This is a genomic window from Rouxiella badensis, assembly GCF_026967515.2.
Lineage (GTDB): Bacteria > Pseudomonadota > Gammaproteobacteria > Enterobacterales > Enterobacteriaceae > Rouxiella > Rouxiella badensis.
On the sequence record NZ_CP114062.1, the window covers coordinates 1 to 20,618 of the forward strand.

A 20,618-nucleotide genomic window follows, 5' to 3' on the forward strand; every position below is an offset into this window, starting at 1 on the left:
TCCCTATAATGCCGCTCCATCGACAGGGAACAACGCAGCAGCAACGCGGTGTGAACGAGTCGGAAAGAATTAAAAATGATGATGACCGCGAAAATAAACGGTTGACATCAAATGAGGAAAGCGTAATATACGCCACCTCGAGTTAGCAAGCGAAAGCGCGTAACTCACTGCTCTTTAACAATTTATCAGACAATCTGTGTGGGCACTCACAAGACGATATCAGCCACCTCGGTGGCAAAAAATATCAAGTCTTAGAGTGACCAAGCAGTAATTCATTATGAATGATGTGAAGTAACTTTGAGCATCGCTGAACTTGTTTCAGCAAATCGAACTTTTAATTGAAGAGTTTGATCATGGCTCAGATTGAACGCTGGCGGCAGGCCTAACACATGCAAGTCGAGCGGTAGCACGGGAGAGCTTGCTCTCTGGGTGACGAGCGGCGGACGGGTGAGTAATGTCTGGGAAACTGCCTGATGGAGGGGGATAACTACTGGAAACGGTAGCTAATACCGCATGATGTCGCAAGACCAAAGTGGGGGACCTTCGGGCCTCACGCCATCGGATGTGCCCAGATGGGATTAGCTAGTAGGTGGGGTAATGGCTCACCTAGGCGACGATCCCTAGCTGGTCTGAGAGGATGACCAGCCACACTGGAACTGAGACACGGTCCAGACTCCTACGGGAGGCAGCAGTGGGGAATATTGCACAATGGGCGCAAGCCTGATGCAGCCATGCCGCGTGTGTGAAGAAGGCCTTAGGGTTGTAAAGCACTTTCAGCGAGGAGGAAGGCGTTGTAGTTAATAGCTGCAACGATTGACGTTACTCGCAGAAGAAGCACCGGCTAACTCCGTGCCAGCAGCCGCGGTAATACGGAGGGTGCAAGCGTTAATCGGAATTACTGGGCGTAAAGCGCACGCAGGCGGTTTGTTAAGTCAGATGTGAAATCCCCGAGCTTAACTTGGGAACTGCATTTGAAACTGGCAAGCTAGAGTCTTGTAGAGGGGGGTAGAATTCCAGGTGTAGCGGTGAAATGCGTAGAGATCTGGAGGAATACCGGTGGCGAAGGCGGCCCCCTGGACAAAGACTGACGCTCAGGTGCGAAAGCGTGGGGAGCAAACAGGATTAGATACCCTGGTAGTCCACGCTGTAAACGATGTCGACTTGGAGGTTGTGCCCTTGAGGCGTGGCTTCCGGAGCTAACGCGTTAAGTCGACCGCCTGGGGAGTACGGCCGCAAGGTTAAAACTCAAATGAATTGACGGGGGCCCGCACAAGCGGTGGAGCATGTGGTTTAATTCGATGCAACGCGAAGAACCTTACCTACTCTTGACATCCAGAGAATTTGCTAGAGATAGCTTAGTGCCTTCGGGAACTCTGAGACAGGTGCTGCATGGCTGTCGTCAGCTCGTGTTGTGAAATGTTGGGTTAAGTCCCGCAACGAGCGCAACCCTTATCCTTTGTTGCCAGCACGTAATGGTGGGAACTCAAAGGAGACTGCCGGTGATAAACCGGAGGAAGGTGGGGATGACGTCAAGTCATCATGGCCCTTACGAGTAGGGCTACACACGTGCTACAATGGCGTATACAAAGAGAAGCGAACTCGCGAGAGCAAGCGGACCTCATAAAGTACGTCGTAGTCCGGATTGGAGTCTGCAACTCGACTCCATGAAGTCGGAATCGCTAGTAATCGTAGATCAGAATGCTACGGTGAATACGTTCCCGGGCCTTGTACACACCGCCCGTCACACCATGGGAGTGGGTTGCAAAAGAAGTAGGTAGCTTAACCTTCGGGAGGGCGCTTACCACTTTGTGATTCATGACTGGGGTGAAGTCGTAACAAGGTAACCGTAGGGGAACCTGCGGTTGGATCACCTCCTTACCTCAAGATACGCATTGTGCAGTGTCCACACAGATTGTCTGATGAAAAAGTAACGAGCAGAAATACCTTTATAGGCTTGTAGCTCAGGTGGTTAGAGCGCACCCCTGATAAGGGTGAGGTCGGTGGTTCAAGTCCACTCAGGCCTACCAATCCTTTCCTTCTCTGCGTTGTCGCCCCACTCGTTTGCACCAAGCAAACGTCGTGTGACTCCGCCTTGATAAGAAAAGCATTGGCTGACTCATCTGAACGATGAGTGATAAAGGTATCTGTTAGTGAATGTATGGGGCTATAGCTCAGCTGGGAGAGCGCCTGCCTTGCACGCAGGAGGTCAGCGGTTCGATCCCGCTTAGCTCCACCATATCCATACGGTTCACACCAATACTTCAGAGTATATTGGCGACAGTATACTGCGAAGTATTTTGCTCTTTAACAATCTGGAACAAGCTGAAAAATTGAAATGATACAGCTGAACATAACTCTCCGTAGAAGTACTGAGTTATGCGCACCTGTATTAGAGTCTCTCAAATAATCGCAGCCTCGAATGTTGTCACTCTTTATGAGTTTATAAGACACCTTCGGGTTGTGAGGTTAAGCGACTAAGCGTACACGGTGGATGCCTAGGCAGTCAGAGGCGATGAAGGGCGTGCTAATCTGCGAAAAGCGTTGGTAAGGTGATATGAACCGTTATACCCGACGATACCCGAATGGGGAAACCCAATGTGATACGTCACATTATCGCATGGTGAATACATAGCCATGCGAGGCGAACCGGGGGAACTGAAACATCTAAGTACCCCGAGGAAAAGAAATCAACCGAGATTCCCCCAGTAGCGGCGAGCGAACGGGGAACAGCCCAGAACCTGAATCAGTTTGTGTGTTAGTGGAAGCGTCTGGAAGGTCGCACGGTACAGGGTGATAGTCCCGTACACAAAAGCGCATGAATTGTGAGTTCGATGAGTAGGGCGGGACACGTGACATCCTGTCTGAATATGGGGGGACCATCCTCCAAGGCTAAATACTCCTGACTGACCGATAGTGAACCAGTACCGTGAGGGAAAGGCGAAAAGAACCCCGGCGAGGGGAGTGAAATAGAACCTGAAACCGTGTACGTACAAGCAGTGGGAGCCTACTTGTTAGGTGACTGCGTACCTTTTGTATAATGGGTCAGCGACTTATATTTTGTAGCAAGGTTAACCGTATAGGGGAGCCGTAGGGAAACCGAGTCTTAACTGGGCGTCAAGTTGCAAGGTATAGACCCGAAACCCGGTGATCTAGCCATGGGCAGGTTGAAGGTTGGGTAACACTAACTGGAGGACCGAACCGACTAATGTTGAAAAATTAGCGGATGACTTGTGGCTGGGGGTGAAAGGCCAATCAAACCGGGAGATAGCTGGTTCTCCCCGAAAGCTATTTAGGTAGCGCCTCGTGAACTCATCTTCGGGGGTAGAGCACTGTTTCGACTAGGGGGCCATCCCGGCTTACCAACTCGATGCAAACTCCGAATACCGAAGAATGTTATCACGGGAGACACACGGCGGGTGCTAACGTCCGTCGTGAAGAGGGAAACAACCCAGACCGCCAGCTAAGGTCCCAAAGTCATGGTTAAGTGGGAAACGATGTGGGAAGGCATAGACAGCCAGGATGTTGGCTTAGAAGCAGCCATCATTTAAAGAAAGCGTAATAGCTCACTGGTCGAGTCGGCCTGCGCGGAAGATGTAACGGGGCTAAACCATGCACCGAAGCTGCGGCAGCGACGCTTAGGCGTTGTTGGGTAGGGGAGCGTTCTGTAAGCCGTAGAAGGTGAACTGTGAGGTTTGCTGGAGGTATCAGAAGTGCGAATGCTGACATAAGTAACGATAATGCGGGTGAAAAACCCGCACGCCGGAAGACCAAGGGTTCCTGTCCAACGTTAATCGGGGCAGGGTGAGTCGACCCCTAAGGCGAGGCTGAAAAGCGTAGTCGATGGGAAACAGGTTAATATTCCTGTACTTGGTGTTACTGCGAAGGGGGGACGGAGAGGGCTAGGCTAGCCGGGCGACGGTTGTCCCGGTTTAAGCGTGTAGGGGTGTAGACCTGGTAAATCCGGTTTACTGTAACCCTGAGGCGTGATGACGAGTCACTACGGTGATGAAGTAGTTGATGCCGCACTTCCAGGAAAAGCCTCTAAGCATCAGGTAACATTAAATCGTACCCCAAACCGACACAGGTGGTCAGGTAGAGAATACTCAGGCGCTTGAGAGAACTCGGGTGAAGGAACTAGGCAAAATGGTGCCGTAACTTCGGGAGAAGGCACGCTGTCGCTAGGTGGAGGAACTTGCTTCCCGAGCCGAAGACAGTCGAAGATACCAGCTGGCTGCAACTGTTTAATAAAAACACAGCACTGTGCAAACACGAAAGTGGACGTATACGGTGTGACGCCTGCCCGGTGCCGGAAGGTTAATTGATGGGGTTATCCGCAAGGAGAAGCTCTTGATCGAAGCCCCGGTAAACGGCGGCCGTAACTATAACGGTCCTAAGGTAGCGAAATTCCTTGTCGGGTAAGTTCCGACCTGCACGAATGGCGTAATGATGGCCAGGCTGTCTCCACCCGAGACTCAGTGAAATTGAACTCGCTGTGAAGATGCAGTGTACCCGCGGCAAGACGGAAAGACCCCGTGAACCTTTACTATAGCTTGACACTGAACATTGAGCCTTGATGTGTAGGATAGGTGGGAGGCTTTGAAGCGTGGACGCCAGTCTGCGTGGAGCCAACCTTGAAATACCACCCTTTAATGTTTGATGTTCTAACTCGGCCCCGTAATCCGGGGTGAGGACAGTGTCTGGTGGGTAGTTTGACTGGGGCGGTCTCCTCCTAAAGAGTAACGGAGGAGCACGAAGGTTAGCTAATCACGGTCGGACATCGTGAGGTTAGTGCAATGGCATAAGCTAGCTTGACTGCGAGAGTGACGGCTCGAGCAGGTACGAAAGTAGGTCATAGTGATCCGGTGGTTCTGAATGGAAGGGCCATCGCTCAACGGATAAAAGGTACTCCGGGGATAACAGGCTGATACCGCCCAAGAGTTCATATCGACGGCGGTGTTTGGCACCTCGATGTCGGCTCATCACATCCTGGGGCTGAAGTAGGTCCCAAGGGTACGGCTGTTCGCCGTTTAAAGTGGTACGCGAGCTGGGTTTAGAACGTCGTGAGACAGTTCGGTCCCTATCTGCCGTGGGCGTTGGAAGATTGAGAGGGGCTGCTCCTAGTACGAGAGGACCGGAGTGGACGCATCACTGGTGTTCGGGTTGTCATGCCAATGGCATTGCCCGGTAGCTAAATGCGGAAAAGATAAGCGCTGAAAGCATCTAAGCGCGAAACTTGCCTCAAGATGAGTCTTCCCTGGGACTTCGAGTCCCCTGAAGGGACGTTTAAGACTAAGACGTTGATAGGCTGGGTGTGTAAGTGCAGCGATGCATTGAGCTAACCAGTACTAATGACCCGAGAGGCTTAACCTTACAACACCGAAGGTGTTTTAGAGAGACGAGACAAAAGTTTCAAGAAATCAGCTTGTTCAAAGATTGGTTCTGATGGCGGCCTGCAGGAATGTGGAAAGCGGTTGGAATGAAACAGAATTTGCCTGGCGGCAGTAGCGCGGTGGTCCCACCTGACCCCATGCCGAACTCAGAAGTGAAACGCCGTAGCGCCGATGGTAGTGTGGGGTCTCCCCATGCGAGAGTAGGGAACTGCCAGGCATCAAATTGGTTCCTTTTTCCCCTGACAAGGAAAAATACAAGGAACAAACTGATAACAGACCGATTGTCTGTTGTGAGTGAAAGAACCGGTGGAGCGGTAGTTCAGTTGGTTAGAATACCTGCCTGTCACGCAGGGGGTCGCGGGTTCGAGCCCCGTCCGTTCCGCCACTAATTGCATAACCCTGAATCGAAAGATTCAGGGTTTTTTGCATTATAAAGCCTAAAAACCTGCTCATTTACCTCTGCATTTCAATAACATCCACCGTATTTACATCTTCAGTCAATGCGCAAGAATAAAAAGTTTTATTTAACTGCCTTCGGGATGATTTTACGAACAATTCCGGGGTGAATTTCATACTGAATTCACCTCATCCCAAGTCAGTAATATGCTGATTGGCTGAAACTTTTAATTTGTTAATATCCTTTTAATAACCTTATGGGGTAATAAACTCAGCCCTTATAAGGAAGGCTAAAAATAGTTTTTTCTTAAGTTTATTTTTAGTATTAATGAGTTCTTAATTAATGCTACATCAATATTTTTTACTTTATCCCTGATAAGATCCTATTTCTTCACTTAATGGCTAGGACAATTCGTAATTGCAGATGCAACTCAGTTTGAAATCAAATAGAGTCTCACTCGATACGAATAAAAATCCGAGAGCTCGATAAAATGAACTACTCATTAACGGTACTTGATTGGTATGCGATAGCGCCAGGTATGAATCATGCCGAGGCCTGGAACGCTTGGGCGTCGTTGCCAGACTTCATGGGTTTCAGCGGTGAAATTGAGAAAAGCCAACGTATCCCGATGATGTCCGCCAGAAGAATGAGTCCCGTTAGCCGCATCGCCGTAGAGGCAGGGCTGGCACTGCTTGAAAAGCATCAGATAGCCCGTGCCGTATTTACCAGCCGCCACGGCGAACTTGAGCGCACCTACAAAATTTTGCAGATATTGGCACAGGAGCAGCAGGTTTCTCCTACCGATTTTTCGATGTCCGTACACAATACGGCGGCAGGCTGGCTGACAATAACAGCTAAAAATCCACTGCCTGTCACTTCACTTGCAGCGGGTAAGGACAGTTTTCAGCAAGGCCTGATTGAGGCGCGCGCGATGCTGTCGGCGGATGAGGGTGAAAAAGTGTTGCTCGTTGATTTCGACGGTGTCGTGCCTGAGCTGTATGGCAACGATTTCGCACAGGAATATGCGCCTTATTGCGTCGCGCTGGTGCTGACGCTGGGCGAGCAATTCACCTGTCGGCGCAGTGGTGAAGCATCAGAGGAGCCGGTCCCTCAAAGTCTGAGTTTCTTAAGGAATTTTTTGCTAAACAATAAAACGTTTTGCATTGCAGGTGAGGTCGGACAATGGCAATGGAACAGGAAGGATTGAGCGCGGACAAAGAAATCATTAAGCCTGCCAGTCTGATAAACCGCATGTGGCGATGGCTGGCGACGGGGCTGTTGCTGATTTTATTTAATATTGGCGGACTCATACTCTCGCTTGGCTGGTTCACGTTGTTAAGGCTGTTTATCCGCAACCCGCAGAGGCTGCATCAACTCACATTGAATAGCATAAAAAATAGCTTTGTTTTATTTCTGAGTCTGTTACGCCATCTCCGCGTGGTGGATTTTAAAATAGAAGGTGCTGAACTTTTTAAGCAGGATAAAGGTTGTCTGGTTATTGCCAACCACCCCAGCCTTTTAGATTACGTTTTGCTCGCTTCTTGCATGCCACGCTGTGATTGCATCGTAAAAGAGTCGCTGCTGATGAATCCCTTTTTTAGAGGCGTTATCAAGTCTGCGGGATATTTGGTCAATTCAGGATCGGAAACGTTGCTCGATGCCTGTGAAGAAAGACTAAAAGCGGGCGGGACAATTCTTATTTTTCCTGAAGGTACTCGATCTATTGAAGGAAAAGAGATTACTTTACAACGTGGTGCTGCCAACATTGCGCTGAGAGCGGGTTGTGACATTCGCGTTGTTTATATTTCGTGCCGACCTCCCATGCTAACAAAACAGGGGCGGTGGTATAGTATTCCGCCGATTAAACCGCAGTTTCTTATTAAGGTTAAAGGCAAAGTTGCGACCCGGGACTTTATCCAAGAGGGCGATGCCTCACCCGCTATGGCTGCCAGGCGTCTTACTCATCATCTGCGTACTGAGTTAATGTTAAAAAATAATGAGAAATAAGTCATGGATCCATTAAGTAATGAAATAAAAGTCCTGATCATCGACACCCTTAACCTTGAAGGGATGACGCCAGAAGAAATAGATGCTGATGCGGCGCTGTTTGGAGACGGATTGGGACTGGATTCTATTGATGCACTGGAATTGGGCCTGGCATTGAAAAATAAATATGGTGTCGTGCTTTCTGCGGAAAGCGAAGAAATGCGTCAGCATTTTTATTCGGTTGAGACGCTCGCAAAATTTATCGCCGGGCAATCGAAATAATTGATTAACAATAACAATGTTGTGTAAGAAGGTTTTATGAGCAAGCTTGAGATTTATCAGCAAATTAGCGGTCTACTGGTCAAATTATTCGAACTCGATGCCGACGATATCAAACCAGAATCCCGACTTTATGAGGACCTGGACCTGGACAGTATTGATGCCGTGGATTTAGTGGTGCATCTGCAAAAGGCCACCGGCAAAAAGATTAAACCTGAGAGCTTCAAATCGGTGAAGACGGTGCAAGACATCGTTGACGCCATCGACGCCTTACTCGATTCAGAAGAACCGTAGTCAGATGCAGGCTGCAGGTCGCCCACGCCTGGCCGCGCTGTTACATGCGGTCACGGTATTAGTCATCATTGCTTATCCGCTGGCCGTATGGCTGGGGTTAAGGAACGGCGGAATGGGTGTTCTGGCCCCTATTCTGATGGTGACGTTTATCCTGCGGCTGCTGACGTTTCGCGGAAAACTGAGCCAACTCACTGCGCTAGGCAGAACGCTGGCCGCCGCTGGATTGCTGTTTGCCGCGGCAAGCTGGTTGTTGCATGAAAGCCAAATGTTACTGTATTACCCGGTAGTGGTGAACACACTGCTGCTGCTTTTATTCGGCTATTCACTGCTATCACCTCCGCCCGTCGTAGAGCGGCTCGCTCGACTCTCTCAGCCAGACTTACCACCGAAGGCCGTGAGCTATACGCGGCGCGTGACGCAGGTCTGGTGTGTTTTCTTTTTTTTAAATGGTGCAATTGCGTTCTACACCTGCCTCAAAGGCGATGTCGCACTGTGGACTTTGTACAACGGCGGGATCAGCTATCTGCTGATCGGCTTATTGATGGGTGTTGAATGGATAGTCAGAAAGCGGGTTCAGCGCGCTTAACGCTGGCGATGGAAAATTGGCTAATGCCGGTTGAAGGCGAAGATCGGTTGATATCCTGGAGTCGTCAACGTGAATGGCGGCAGAGTGATTTTCGTCGCGACGTGTTGGCGCTGATTGGTCATGTACGCGGGCTGCCTGCAAGCCGCTGTGCACTGTGCTTTAACAATAGCTACCATTTTGCCGTCGGCCTGCTCGCGGTGCTTTACTGCGAAAAAACGCCGGTGCTGCCGGGGCATCAGCGCCAGTCGGTGTTAGAAGAACAGATTGCCGAATTTGATGCTTTGTTAACAGACTGCGCTCTGACGCTGCCGTGCCCAACGATCACGCTGCCTGAATGCCTGGATTCAGAAGCGGACTTTCCACTGCCCGATTTCCCTCGCGATGCCTCGCTTATTCTGTTTACCTCCGGCTCGAGCGGCAAACCGCAAAAAATTATTAAAACGCTCAGCTGCCTGCATACCGAAAGCCAATGGCTGGCGAACACCTGGGGTGAGGCGCTCCATCAGGCGCGTTTCGTTGCCACGGTTTCCTCCCAGCATATGTACGGCCTGACGTTTCGCTTTATGCTGCCGCTCACCCTCGGTCTGCCGTTTTACGCTGAAAGTGTTGAGGTGCATGAACAGCTGGTAAACATGGCGCAGCAATATCCTTTAGCGCTCGTGAGCAGTCCCGCGTTTCTCACCAGGCTTGACGCAAAAATAACGCCAGTCAACTGCCTCAAGGTCTTCTCGGCTGGCGGGCCGCTGTCAGCGCAAAGTGCAGAAAAGATTCGGCAGCTTTGCGGCGTTTCTCCTAATGATATTTATGGCACCACAGAGACCGGCATTCTTGCCCACCGTCAGCCACAGGAACCTGAGACACCCTGGCGGTTGTTCGAAGGCGTCAGTCTGCGTGCCAAAAATGAACAAAGTATCCGCGTGTTTTCAGACCTTGTCTCACAGTCGGAAGGTCTCGAACTAGGCGATAATATTGCGTTGATTAACCACGGACGCGAGTTTTACCTGTTGGGCCGTAAAGACCGTATCGTCAAAATCGCCGAGCAGAGACTTTCGCTAACGGAAATTGAGGACCGCTTGATCCAGCTGCCGGTGATAGAAGATGCCTGCGTGCTGGCGATAGAAAAAAAAGGGCGTCCCTACATCGCCGCGGTGGTGGTGTTGAGCCCGTTGGGCCGAACACAGTGGCATGCCTTGCCACAGGCCGAGATGAACATGAGGCTGCGACAGCTGCTGCGCCCATGGCTGGCCCCCGTAGCCTTGCCTCGCTTCTGGCGCGTCCTGCCCGCCGTTCCCCTTAATTCGCAGGGTAAACGTGCCTACGCAGACCTACAGGAATTATTCTTATGATGCAGCCACAGGTGCTGAGTAAACAGCGTCAGGCGGACAGCGTGACGCTTGAACTGAGGCTGCCCGCGACGCTTTTATGGTTCAAGGGGCACTTCCCCGAACAGCCGATTCTGCCCGGCGTGGCTCAACTCAACTGGGTGATGACCTTCGCTCGCGAAGAGCTCCCGCTTGCCGCCCATTTCGCAGGATTTGATGTGATCAAGTTTCAGCAGCCGCTGTTGCCAGAGCAGCAGGTCACGCTGTCTATCCAGTGGTTGCAGGACAAGAATAAGCTGCTGTTCAGTTATCAGGTTGGCGAATTTCAGGCAAGCAGCGGAAAGATAAATCTATGTCCATGAGCCGCGCTTTTCGTCCCTGCATCATTATTCCCTGCTTCAACCATGGTGCGACGATGGCCCGTGTGCTGGAACGTATTCAACCCTTTGGTCTCAACTGCATCCTGGTGGATGACGGGAGTGAGCAGAAAACCGCCGACGAACTCGTTCGGCTGGCGGCTCTTTATCCGTGGGTAACCCTGACTCGATTACCTAAAAATCAGGGCAAGGGCGCGGCGGTGATGGCGGCAATGAAACAGGCGAGGGAACAGGACTACAGCCACGCACTGCAGGTTGACGCCGACGGACAGCATCAGCTCGCCGATATACCGGTCTTGCTCGCTGAAGCCGAGGCTTACCCTGAGTGCCTTATCTCAGGCAGGCCCGTCTACGACAGTTCGGTGCCCAAGGCGCGCCTCTATGGCCGCTATGTCACCCACGTCTGGGTGTGGATAGAAACCCTGTCGCTGTCGCTGAAAGACAGTATGTGCGGCTTTCGCGTTTACCCTCTGGCGGCGTCGCTTGACGTGATGCGCAAAAATGCTCTAGGCGAGCGTATGGATTTTGATACCGAAATTATGGTGAGGCTTTACTGGCAGGGGACCGACAGCCGCTTTATCGCGACGCGCGTGGTTTACCCTGAAGAGGGCCTTTCACATTTTGATGCGTTAAAAGACAACCTGCGTATTTCCTGGATGCACACACGGCTGTTTCTCGGCATGCTGCCACGCATTCCCAGTCTGTTGCGCAGACGGCAAAGTACTCGCGATGAGCCCCACTGGTCGAAGACTCAGGAGCGGAAAGGGCTGTGGGGTATTCGCCTGATGCTTAAGGTGTATCGCCTGCTCGGGCGGGGAGCATTCGCGCTGCTGCTCTATCCTGTGATTGGCTATTTCTGGCTAACTGGCCGCAGGCAGCGGCAGGCTTCGCAGGACTATTTGCGTCGCCTTGCTCGCGTGGCCGAAGCCCGCAGGATAACCCTGCCTTATAAACTCAGCAGTTTTCGGCATTTCATGCGCTTCGGCGACGCGATGTTGAGCAAGCTGGCGACCTGGCAAGGCGACACGCTGTTGGGCCGCGATGCGCTATTGGTTGACGCCGCGCGCTGCGAGGCACAAATCGCCAGTGGGCAGGGTACGCTGATTCTCTGTTCCCACCTGGGCGATATCGAATCCTGCCGCGCACTGGGCGAGCTCAATAAAAACGTGAAAGTGAATGCGCTGGTCTTTACCCAGCATGCTGAAAGATTCAATCAGGTGATGAAAGAGGTTAACCCCGATGCCTGCGTCAACCTGATTCAGGTGACGAACATGGGGCCCGATACTGCCATTCGCTTGAAAGAGTGCCTGGATCGCGGTGAATGGGTGGCTGTCGTCGGCGATCGCACTTCGGCGGGGGGCTATCAGCGCGGCGGACAGCAACGGGTGATATTGAGTGATTTCCTCGGCGCTCCGGCCGCCTTTCCACAGGGCCCGTTCATTCTGGCCTCGGTGCTGCGCGTGCCCGTTTTCCTAATGTTTGGCATCCTGCAGCGGCAACGGCTGAACATCTATTTCGAACCTTTTGCCGACCCCTTGCTGCTCCCGCGTGCGACCCGGCAGCAAAGTTTGCAGAACATTGTCGACAGCTATGCGCAACGTCTCGAGCACTACAGCCTGCTGGCCCCGCATGACTGGTTTAATTTTTATGATTTTTGGCAGCGCCCATCGGGCGTGCCTGCTGACAGAGAGTCTGATTGATATGGCAGAGAGAAAAGACCCGCGTTTATCCGATCCTCGTTTTACTGCGTGCGTAGAGATAACCGTGCCTTTCCATGACGTCGACCCAATGGGTGTGGTCTGGCACGGCAACTATTTTCGCTATCTTGAGGTCGCCCGTGAGGCGCTCCTGAAGCAGTTCGGCTATGGCTATCGCGCTATGGAAGCCTCGGGTTACGTCTGGCCTATTGTCGATACGCGTCTCAAATACATCGGACCGGTCACCTTCGAGCAGAAGATTATCGTGCAGGCCGAGGTACAGGAGTTCGAGAATCGCCTGCGGATTGGCTATCAGATATTTGACGCAGACAGTGGAAAACGCACGACCAGCGGCTACACGCTTCAGGTCGCGGTACAGATCGAAAGTAAAGAGATGTGCTTTGTCTCACCGCCGGTATTATTCGAAAAAATGGGGATCGTCCAATGAGGCGTTTAGTTTTCTTGATGCTTGGGCTCTTCAGCCTAAGCGTGCATGCGGTAACGCTCGACGACCTCCAGCAGCGTTTTAGCCAACAGCCGGTCCTGCGCGCCGAGTTCAGCCAGCAGCGTAGCGTCAGCGGCATGGACCAGAAGCTTAATTCCAGCGGTATCCTGGTCATCTCACGCAATGACGGACTTTGGTGGCAGCAGGAGAAGCCCTTCGCGCTGAGCCTGCTGTTAACCGACAGTCGCATGGTGCAGACGATGGCCGGTCAGCCGCCGCAGACAGTCACTGCGCAGAATAACCCGCAGATGTTTCAATTTAACTCACTGCTGACCGCGTTGTTCCATGCCGATCATCGTGCGCTGGAGCAGAACTTCACGCTGGATTTCAGCGATCGCGGCCAGGGCAATTGGAAATTAGTGCTCACGCCTAAAACATCGCCGTTAAACAGGCTGTTCAAGACCATCACGCTGGAGGGTCAGACCTTCCTCAATAATATCAATATCAACGATATGCAGGGCGATGTGACGCAAATTCGCTTCTTTAATCAACGCACAGAACCTAAGACGCTGACCGATGCCGAGAAGCAGCATTTTTCTTCCTGAACACCATCGTCGGCTGGCGCTAGGCTGGTTGCTTATCTGCCTCGCGTTGGTGGCCGCTCTTTTTTGGCTGCTGCCGCGTAGCCAGATTAACAGCAGCGTATTGGCGCTGTTGCCCAAGCAGCAGCTGGCCGGTGTTCCAGAAGACGTTTCCGACGCGTTTAGCAAGCGGCTCGATCGTCAGCTGATGTGGCTGGTTAAACCGCCTGAAGGCGCGCAGCGTGACAACGCCCTGAACGCATGGCTGCAAAAGCTGCAAAAATTACCGGCATTACAGCAGGTTGAAGGACCGATGGACGACGCAAGTCAACGTCAGTGGGGCCTGTTCTTTTTCAACCACCGTAATGCGCTGATGGACGCCGCCACCCGAGCACGCCTGAGCGCGGGCGCGGCGGCGCAGTCGCAGTGGATACTCGGCCAGGTATATTCGGCCTTCGCGGGCGTCAGCGGTAAAGAGCTGACGGGCGACCCGCTGTTGCTGGTTCGCGCCTCACAAATGGCGCAGCAGCAAAATGGCGCAGGCATGACGCTGGATAACGGCTGGCTGGTGGCTAAAGACACTCAGGGGAAAAGTTGGTACTTACTTCACGCTGAGTTGCGGGCCTCCTCCTATGACATCACTAGCAGTAAACAAATTGTCGGGCAGCTCGACGCCCTGAAAACGCAGTTTGAGGCCCAGTGGCCGGGTGCAAAAGTGCTCGAACGCGGCACGGTTTTTTACAGCAATTATGCCAGCCAGCAGGCGGAGCACGATATCTCTACTCTCGGGGTAGCCTCAGTCGTCGGCGTCTTCCTGCTTATCCTTTTAGTGTTCCGCTCGGTGATCCCGATGTTACTGAGCCTGCTGTCGATTTCAATCGGCGCGCTGGCCGGGGCGGTGATGACGCTGCTGGTGTTCGGCGAAATTCACGTCATGACGCTGGTGCTCAGCACCAGCATTGTCGGTATTTCCGCCGACTATACGCTCTATTTTCTGACTGATCGCCACGTTCACGGCGGGCAGTCAACGCCACTCGAGAGCCTGAAGAAACTGTTTCCGGCGTTATCAATGGCGATGTTGACCACCGTCGCTGCCTATCTGATGCTGCTGATTGCGCCTTTCCCCGGTATGCAGCAGTTGGCGGTGTTTGCCGCTGCCGGTCTCAGCGCGGCCTGCATCACGGTGATGTGCTGGTATCCTTATCTGGCAAAGCGCTTACCGATTGGGCCAACGCCCGGGCTGGGACTTATCCTGTGCTGGCTGCACGCTTGGCGCAGTAATAAAAAGCTGCGCATCGGCCTGCCGTTGGCGGTGCTGATACTGGCGACAATCGGCGGAATTCGGCTGCATGTCGATGATGATATCGGCCAACTTCAGGCACTTCCAGGCGATCTGCTCAAGCAGGAAAGGCAGATTGCAGCGTTGACCGGCCAGTCTAATGAACAGAAATGGCTGGTGGTTTACGGCGACACCGCCGAGCAGACGTTACAGCGGCTCGAGGCGTTGGAACCGCGACTCGCGCAGGCCAAAAAAGAGGGCGCAGTGGCTGGGTATCGCCTGCTCGGACTGCCTTCCATGCAGCGGCAACAGGCAGATTTGGCTCTTTTAACGCAGCGTGCGCCACAGGTGGCAGCGGAGCTTAAGCAGGCGGGTCTTAACGTCTCGGTAGCCAACGTGTCGCCGCAGTGGGTCACGCCCCAAGCATGGCAGCACAGCGTAATCAGTCAGGGCTGGCGGCTACTGTGGCTTTCGCTGCCTGACGGGCGCAGCGCGGCGCTGGTTCCGGTTAACGGCGTCAGCAATGGCGCGGCGATGCAGTCGCTGGCGCAGGCGATGCCCGGCGTGGGTTGGGTGGATCGCAAAACCGAGTTCAGCGGCCTGTTCGAACAGTATCGCGTGATGCTGTCATGGCTGCTTATGTTGGCCGCCGGGGTGATTTGCGCCATCTATCTGTGGCGATTCCGCTGGCCACACGGCCTGATTTGCTGCATTCCGACGCTGTTGTCTCTGGCAATGGGCGTGGCGGCGCTGGGGCTAAGCGGGCACAGTCTCAACCTGTTTTCGCTGCTGGCGCTGATTCTGGTACTCGGGATTGGCATCAATTACACGCTGTTCTTTACCAATCCACGAGGCACGCCGACGACGTCCATGTTTGCCGTCTTTATGGCCGTGGTCACCACACAACTGACCTTCGGCATGCTGGTATTCAGCTCGACGCAGGCAATTAGCAGCTTTGGTATCGTGCTGAGTAGCGGCATTTTGACCGCCTTCGTGCTCTCGCCGCTGACGCTGCCGGGTAAAAAAAGAGGAAGTAATAAATGATTAAGGCCCGATGGCTCTTGATGATAATGGCGCTCATGCTGGCGGGGTGTGCCACGCATCCCACGCCCGACACATTGCCGCAGGCGTGGTTGAAGCCCGGCGTGCGGGTACGTTTACCGTCCCCCCAGTTGAACGAGAAGCTTGAACAGCAGCAGTTGCTGACCGGCACCGTCGACGGCAAACAGCAGTCGCTGCTGGTATTGCTTAACGCTAACGGAAAAACCCTGCAGCTGGCGGGCCTTTCACCCTTAGGCATTCGCCTGTTCAAGGTAGATTACGACGCCGCGGGCATTCATACCGAGCAGACGATAAAAATTTCCCAGCTGCCGCCCGCTAATCAGGTATTGGCCGACATCATGCTGAGCTACTGGCCCGTCGACCGTTGGCAGCCGCTACTGCCCACAGGTTGGAGGCTGGTGGATAACGGCATGACCCGTACTCTCATTGATGATGCGGGTCAGCCGGTGACCCAAATTGATTACCAGAATCAGGGCGGTAAACGTCAGCCTATCGCTATAACTCAGCACGTTTTTCACTATCACATTGCGATTCAGAATGTGGGAGACGGCGCATGATCTATTTCTCCGCGGTGGGTATGGTGAACGCGCTGGGTGGTGAGCTCGACGAGATTGCCAAAAATTTGGCGGCAGGGCGTTCTCCGGGGATGACGCTCCGAGAAGGCTGGCTGACCAGTCAGCAGCCCGTCTGGCTGGGACAGGTTTTAACGCCACTGCCCGCGGTGCCGGATGCGCTGATGCGCCATCGAACCCGTAATAATCAGCTGTTGATGGCGGTCCTGAAGCAGATTAGGCCGCAGGTTGATAGCGCCATTGCCCAGTACGGCAGAGACCGCGTCGCCGTGGTGATGGGTACCAGCACCTCCGGTATTGCCGAAGGTGAAGACGCTATTCAGTTTATTCAGGCTGAAGGTGATTTTCCGGCAGAATATGCCTATCAGCAGCAGGAGTTGGGTGACCCCTCGCAATTCCTGAGTCGTCTGCTCGATCTTGAGGGTGCATCCTATACCCTGTCTACGGCCTGTACTTCCAGCGCCCGCGCCATTATTAGCGGGCAACGCCTGATAGAGGCTGGCCTGGCCGATGTCGCGCTAGTGGGCGGTGCAGACAGCCTTTGCCGCATGCCTGTCAACGGTTTCGCCAGCCTTGAAGCGCTGTCGAGCACGCGCTGTACGCCGTTTGCCGCCGAGAGAGACGGCATTAATATCGGCGAAGGCGCCGCGTTGATTCTGCTGACCCGCGAGCCGGCACCCGTTGCGCTGCTCGGCGTCGGCGAGTCCTCCGATGCCTGGCATATGTCTGCCCCGCATCCGCAGGGGGAAGGAGCCGAGCGGGCGATACGCATGGCGATGGAGCAAGCGAAAATAACAGCTGACAGTCTCGGCTACATTAATCTTCACGGCACGGCAACGGAGCAGAACGATCGGGTTGAGGCGCAGGTTATCCAGCGGCTGTTTGCCGATCGCGTACCCTGCAGTTCTACCAAACATTTGACTGGCCACACGCTGGGAGCGGCGGGTGCGACAGAAGCCGCCCTGAGCTGGCTGATTCTCAGTCGTAATATTGCCCTGCCGCAGCAGGACTTTTCACACTCGGTGGCAGACCCTGCGCTGGGTGAATTCGGCCTGGTGACCCGCGAGCAGACATTGCAAAAAGCGGCCATTCTCTCGAATTCTTTTGCCTTCGGGGGCAATAACGCCAGTATCTTGTTGGGAAAACCACAGTGAATTATTTAGCCGCAGAGCATTACCTGCCTCACGCCGCGCCGATGGTCTTGCTCGAAGAGGTGCTCGAGGTAGGCGAAAACACCGCCTGTTGTCGGGTACGCGTCAGTCCCGAGGGCGTGTTGGCTCCGTTTCTCGACCAGCAGGGGCAGCTTCCAGCGTGGTTTGCCATCGAACTCATGGCGCAAACCGTCGGCGTCTGGAGCGGCTGGCACGGCGAACAGAATGGCAATAAGCCGCGCGTCGGCATGCTGCTTGGCGGGCGTGCAATGAAATGCACAATGGCGACCTTCCCGGCAGGCAGTCTGCTTACGGTCAACGTCACCCTGCTGTTGCAGGACGAAAAACTGGCCAGCTTTGAATGCGAAATATCGATGAACACAGGCCTCGACAATGCGCATCGTGCCGCCACACAGGCCGTTGCGCAGGCGAGGCTAAACACCTATCGACCTGAAACCGAAGAATTAAAAACATTAATAAAGGGGGCAGCGCTATGACGCGTTCAGTGTTGGTCACCGGTGCCAGTAAAGGTATCGGGCAGGCGATAGCCATTCAGTTGGCGAAAGACGGTTTTAATCTGGTCGTGCACTATCACCGCGATTTAGCGGGGGCAGAGCAGACCGCAGCACAGATAACGGCCGCTGGCGGATGCGCAAGAACTCTCAGTTTCAACATCGCAGACAGGCAGCAGTGCCGCGAGGTGATTGAGGCCGATATTGCCGAACATGGCGCCTATTATGGCGTCGTCAACAACGCGGGAATTACGCGCGATGGCGCATTTCCCGCACTAACGGAAAGCGACTGGGACGGGGTGATTCATACCAATCTCGACGGCTTCTACAACGTTCTTCATCCCTGCGTGATGCCGATGATAAGCCTGCGGCAGGGCGGGCGCATCGTCGCTCTCTCTTCGGTCTCCGGTATTACCGGCAATCGTGGTCAGGTCAACTACAGTGCGGCAAAAGCCGGGATAATCGGTGCCTGTAAAGCGTTGTCACTGGAACTGGCAAAGCGAAAAATTACCGTTAACTGCATTGCGCCGGGGCTTATCGACACCGGCATGCTCGACATTCAACCTCAGGCTCTTGAAGCCGCGATGGGCGCCATTCCGCTCAAACGTATGGGCACCGCCGCCGAGGTTGCCGGTCTTGCCAGCTATCTCATGTCGGACATTGCAGGCTACGTCACCCGTCAGGTGATTTCCATCAACGGGGGCATGGTATGAGTATTCATCGCGTTGTGATTACCGGCATGAAGGGCGTGACAGCCTTTGGCAACAGCTGGGAGCAGGTCTCCGCCAGGCTGCTAGAAGGGCGTAATGCCGTCAGGCACATGGACGAGTGGTTGATTTACCAAGGGCTGAACACGCACCTTGCTGCACCCATTGAAGACTTCGTGCTGCCCGACCATTACACCCGTAAGCGCATTCGTTCGATGGGACGCGTCGCGCTACTGTCGACCCGTGCCACCGAATTGGCGCTGGAGCAGGCTGGACTTATCGACGACCCGGTGCTTACCCATGGGCAAACGGGGATAGCCTTTGGATCCTCGACCGGCAGCACTAAGCCAGTCAGCGAATTCGCCACCATGCTTAATGAGCAGCACACCAATAACATCACCGGCACCACCTATGTGCAAATGATGTCGCACACTACCGCGGTCAATGCAGGGCTGTTTTTTGGCCTGAAAGGCCGCGTGATCCCAACCTCGAGCGCCTGTACGTCGGGCAGTCAGGCAATCGGTTATGCCTACGAGTCCATCCGTCATGGCTATCAAACCGTGATGGTCGCAGGGGGAGCCGAGGAGCTATGCCCTTCGGAGGCGGCTGTATTCGACACGCTTTTTGCAACCAGTCAGCAAAATAGCACCCCCAAGCTATCTCCACGGCCTTTCGACAAAATGCGTGACGGGCTGGTGATCGGCGAAGGGGCGGGTGCATTGATCCTCGAGTCGCTGGATCACGCACAGGCGCGCGGCGCGAAAATTTATGCTGAGATCGTCGGCTTTGCGACCAACTGCGATGCGGCGCATATTACCCAGCCGCAGCAGGAAACCATGCAGACTTGTATCGCGCAGGCGATACAGCAGGCGGGGATCCCGTCTTCGGAAATTGGGTATATCAGCGCACACGGCACCGCCACCGATCGCGGTGATATCGCCGAAAGTCACGCCACGGCGGCCATATTTGGCAATAAAACGCCTATCTCCTCGCTAAAAAGCTATTTTGGCCATACGCTCGGTGCCTGTGGCGCGCTGGAGGCGTGGATGTCGCTGGAGATGATGAACGAAGGGCGCTTTTTCCCGACGATTAATCTGAGTGAGCCTGACCCACTCTGTGGCGATCTGGATTACATGATGGGCGAAGCGAGAAGCATTGAGACCGAATTTATTCAGTCCAATAATTTTGCGTTTGGCGGCATTAATACCTCGCTAATTTTCCGCCGCTGGCCTTAAGAGCGATGGTGACCGCTGTCGCGTTCGGTAGGCTCGATGCCCCTCTTGGCCGGGATAGACTTTCGCCTGCATTGCTCGCACAGGCCGGGGGGATGGGGGCAGCACGCGCTGAGACCTTTTTAGCGGGCAGAGCGCTGCTTGCCGAACTGATGTTCAAGGTTTTCAACCGAGCGACGCTGCCGGAAATGACGCTCCTTGCGGGCGGAAAACCGGTTTTTACCGACGCTGTGCAACCCTTTTTCAACCTGAGTCACAGCGCCGATCGGCTGCTGGTGGCCGTTTCCGACCGTGGACCGGTAGGCTGCGATATCGAAATCGACCGCCAAAGGAGAAGCCTGCTGTCCATCGCTCGGCAATATTTCAGTGCTAAAGAAAATGACTGGCTGAATGCCCAATGTAGCCTGCAAACCGCGTTTTGGCAGCTTTGGTGCCAGCGCGAGGCGCTTGTGAAGCAGACGGGGGAAGGGGTTTTGATGATGAACGCCGTGGCGCTTAATCCTGATGCAAAAACCTTTTTGTCCCAATCTACCGCCTTACGACTCTGCCATACCGCTAACGAGGGTTGCCTTGCGGCGCTGGCGCTGCCTGACGCCAATGACGCTATACAGCACTGGGGTGTCAACGCCCAAAATAACCGCCTTGAGATGCTGCCTGCGCTCGACTGGCAACGCTTTTACCCTGCCTCTGAATCCGCGTGATTATTGCATTTTAGTCAAAAGTATTATGGTAATCAGGTTATTTTTATC

General features: G+C 53.9%; 17 protein-coding genes, 3 tRNA genes and 3 rRNA genes. All 23 read left to right on the forward strand.

The features are described from left to right. Window positions 1–335: 335 nt before the first annotated feature. Window positions 336–1,878 (forward strand): 16S ribosomal RNA (locus tag O1V65_RS00215). Between the two features lie 72 nt (window positions 1,879–1,950). Next, window positions 1,951–2,027 (forward strand) — tRNA-Ile (locus tag O1V65_RS00220). 133 nt (window positions 2,028–2,160) lie between these two features. Next, a tRNA-Ala gene (locus O1V65_RS00225) sits at window positions 2,161–2,236 on the forward strand. 228 nt (window positions 2,237–2,464) lie between these two features. Further along, a 23S ribosomal RNA gene (locus tag O1V65_RS00230) occupies window positions 2,465–5,370 on the forward strand. 121 nt (window positions 5,371–5,491) lie between these two features. Then, a 5S ribosomal RNA gene (gene rrf, locus O1V65_RS00235) occupies window positions 5,492–5,607 on the forward strand. Together the 16S, 23S and 5S rRNA genes with 3 tRNA genes alongside form the textbook arrangement of a ribosomal RNA operon. Window positions 5,608–5,698: 91 nt before the next feature. Next, window positions 5,699–5,775: transfer RNA gene (locus tag O1V65_RS00240), tRNA-Asp, on the forward strand. Between the two features lie 502 nt (window positions 5,776–6,277). Further along, window positions 6,278–6,994: a beta-ketoacyl synthase chain length factor gene (locus O1V65_RS00245; protein WP_026110430.1), complete on the forward strand. Its 717-nt coding sequence runs from the start codon at window positions 6,278–6,280 to the stop codon at window positions 6,992–6,994. Next, window positions 6,970–7,794, forward strand: coding sequence for a lysophospholipid acyltransferase family protein (locus tag O1V65_RS00250; RefSeq protein WP_017491167.1), 825 nt, complete (start codon window positions 6,970–6,972; stop codon window positions 7,792–7,794). Before O1V65_RS00245 ends, O1V65_RS00250 begins: the two co-directional genes overlap by 25 nt. 3 nt (window positions 7,795–7,797) lie before the next feature. Beyond that, window positions 7,798–8,055: a phosphopantetheine-binding protein gene (locus O1V65_RS00255; protein ID WP_017491166.1), complete on the forward strand. Its 258-nt coding sequence runs from the start codon at window positions 7,798–7,800 to the stop codon at window positions 8,053–8,055. Between the two features lie 36 nt (window positions 8,056–8,091). Next, on the forward strand, window positions 8,092–8,346 hold the full coding sequence (locus tag O1V65_RS00260; protein ID WP_017491165.1) for an acyl carrier protein: 255 nt from the start codon (window positions 8,092–8,094) through the stop codon (window positions 8,344–8,346). Window positions 8,347–8,350: 4 nt separating this feature from the next. Continuing rightward, entirely contained in the window at window positions 8,351–8,932 is a 582-nt protein-coding gene (locus O1V65_RS00265) for a COG4648 family protein (RefSeq protein WP_165429265.1), read from the forward strand. Next, entirely contained in the window at window positions 8,899–10,278 is a 1,380-nt protein-coding gene (locus O1V65_RS00270) for an AMP-binding protein (protein WP_084912899.1), read from the forward strand. The genes O1V65_RS00265 and O1V65_RS00270 overlap by 34 nt, the downstream gene beginning before the upstream one ends. Beyond that, a complete protein-coding gene (locus O1V65_RS00275; protein WP_084912898.1) occupies window positions 10,275–10,616 on the forward strand; it encodes an ApeI family dehydratase in 342 nt (113 codons plus the stop codon). Before O1V65_RS00270 ends, O1V65_RS00275 begins: the two co-directional genes overlap by 4 nt. After that, window positions 10,607–12,331, forward strand: a complete 1,725-nt coding sequence (locus O1V65_RS00280; protein WP_269130071.1) for a glycosyltransferase family 2 protein — start codon at window positions 10,607–10,609, stop codon at window positions 12,329–12,331. The genes O1V65_RS00275 and O1V65_RS00280 overlap by 10 nt, the downstream gene beginning before the upstream one ends. A 1-nt stretch (window position 12,332) precedes the next feature. After that, window positions 12,333–12,776 (forward strand): acyl-CoA thioesterase, encoded by a 444-nt coding sequence (locus O1V65_RS00285; RefSeq protein ID WP_026110428.1) that lies wholly within the window; start codon window positions 12,333–12,335, stop codon window positions 12,774–12,776. Next, window positions 12,773–13,378: a LolA family protein gene (locus tag O1V65_RS00290; protein WP_017491160.1), complete on the forward strand. Its 606-nt coding sequence runs from the start codon at window positions 12,773–12,775 to the stop codon at window positions 13,376–13,378. The genes O1V65_RS00285 and O1V65_RS00290 overlap by 4 nt, the downstream gene beginning before the upstream one ends. Next, entirely contained in the window at window positions 13,350–15,677 is a 2,328-nt protein-coding gene (locus O1V65_RS00295; protein WP_017491159.1) for an MMPL family transporter, read from the forward strand. Before O1V65_RS00290 ends, O1V65_RS00295 begins: the two co-directional genes overlap by 29 nt. Then, window positions 15,674–16,252 (forward strand): DUF3261 domain-containing protein, encoded by a 579-nt coding sequence (locus O1V65_RS00300; RefSeq protein WP_017491158.1) that lies wholly within the window; start codon window positions 15,674–15,676, stop codon window positions 16,250–16,252. The genes O1V65_RS00295 and O1V65_RS00300 overlap by 4 nt, the downstream gene beginning before the upstream one ends. Further along, window positions 16,249–17,421: a beta-ketoacyl-[acyl-carrier-protein] synthase family protein gene (locus O1V65_RS00305; RefSeq protein WP_192504077.1), complete on the forward strand. Its 1,173-nt coding sequence runs from the start codon at window positions 16,249–16,251 to the stop codon at window positions 17,419–17,421. The genes O1V65_RS00300 and O1V65_RS00305 overlap by 4 nt, the downstream gene beginning before the upstream one ends. Continuing rightward, the gene (locus tag O1V65_RS00310) at window positions 17,418–17,915 is read left to right on the forward strand and encodes a hotdog family protein (RefSeq protein WP_017491156.1); all 498 of its coding nucleotides are present in this window, start codon (window positions 17,418–17,420) and stop codon (window positions 17,913–17,915) included. Before O1V65_RS00305 ends, O1V65_RS00310 begins: the two co-directional genes overlap by 4 nt. Continuing rightward, window positions 17,912–18,643, forward strand: a complete 732-nt coding sequence (locus tag O1V65_RS00315; protein WP_017491155.1) for a 3-ketoacyl-ACP reductase FabG2 — start codon at window positions 17,912–17,914, stop codon at window positions 18,641–18,643. The genes O1V65_RS00310 and O1V65_RS00315 overlap by 4 nt, the downstream gene beginning before the upstream one ends. Continuing rightward, window positions 18,640–19,872: a beta-ketoacyl-ACP synthase gene (locus tag O1V65_RS00320; RefSeq protein WP_017491154.1), complete on the forward strand. Its 1,233-nt coding sequence runs from the start codon at window positions 18,640–18,642 to the stop codon at window positions 19,870–19,872. The genes O1V65_RS00315 and O1V65_RS00320 overlap by 4 nt, the downstream gene beginning before the upstream one ends. A gap of 5 nt (window positions 19,873–19,877) precedes the next feature. Then, entirely contained in the window at window positions 19,878–20,570 is a 693-nt protein-coding gene (locus O1V65_RS00325; RefSeq protein WP_192504076.1) for a 4'-phosphopantetheinyl transferase family protein, read from the forward strand. Window positions 20,571–20,618 lie beyond the last annotated feature (48 nt).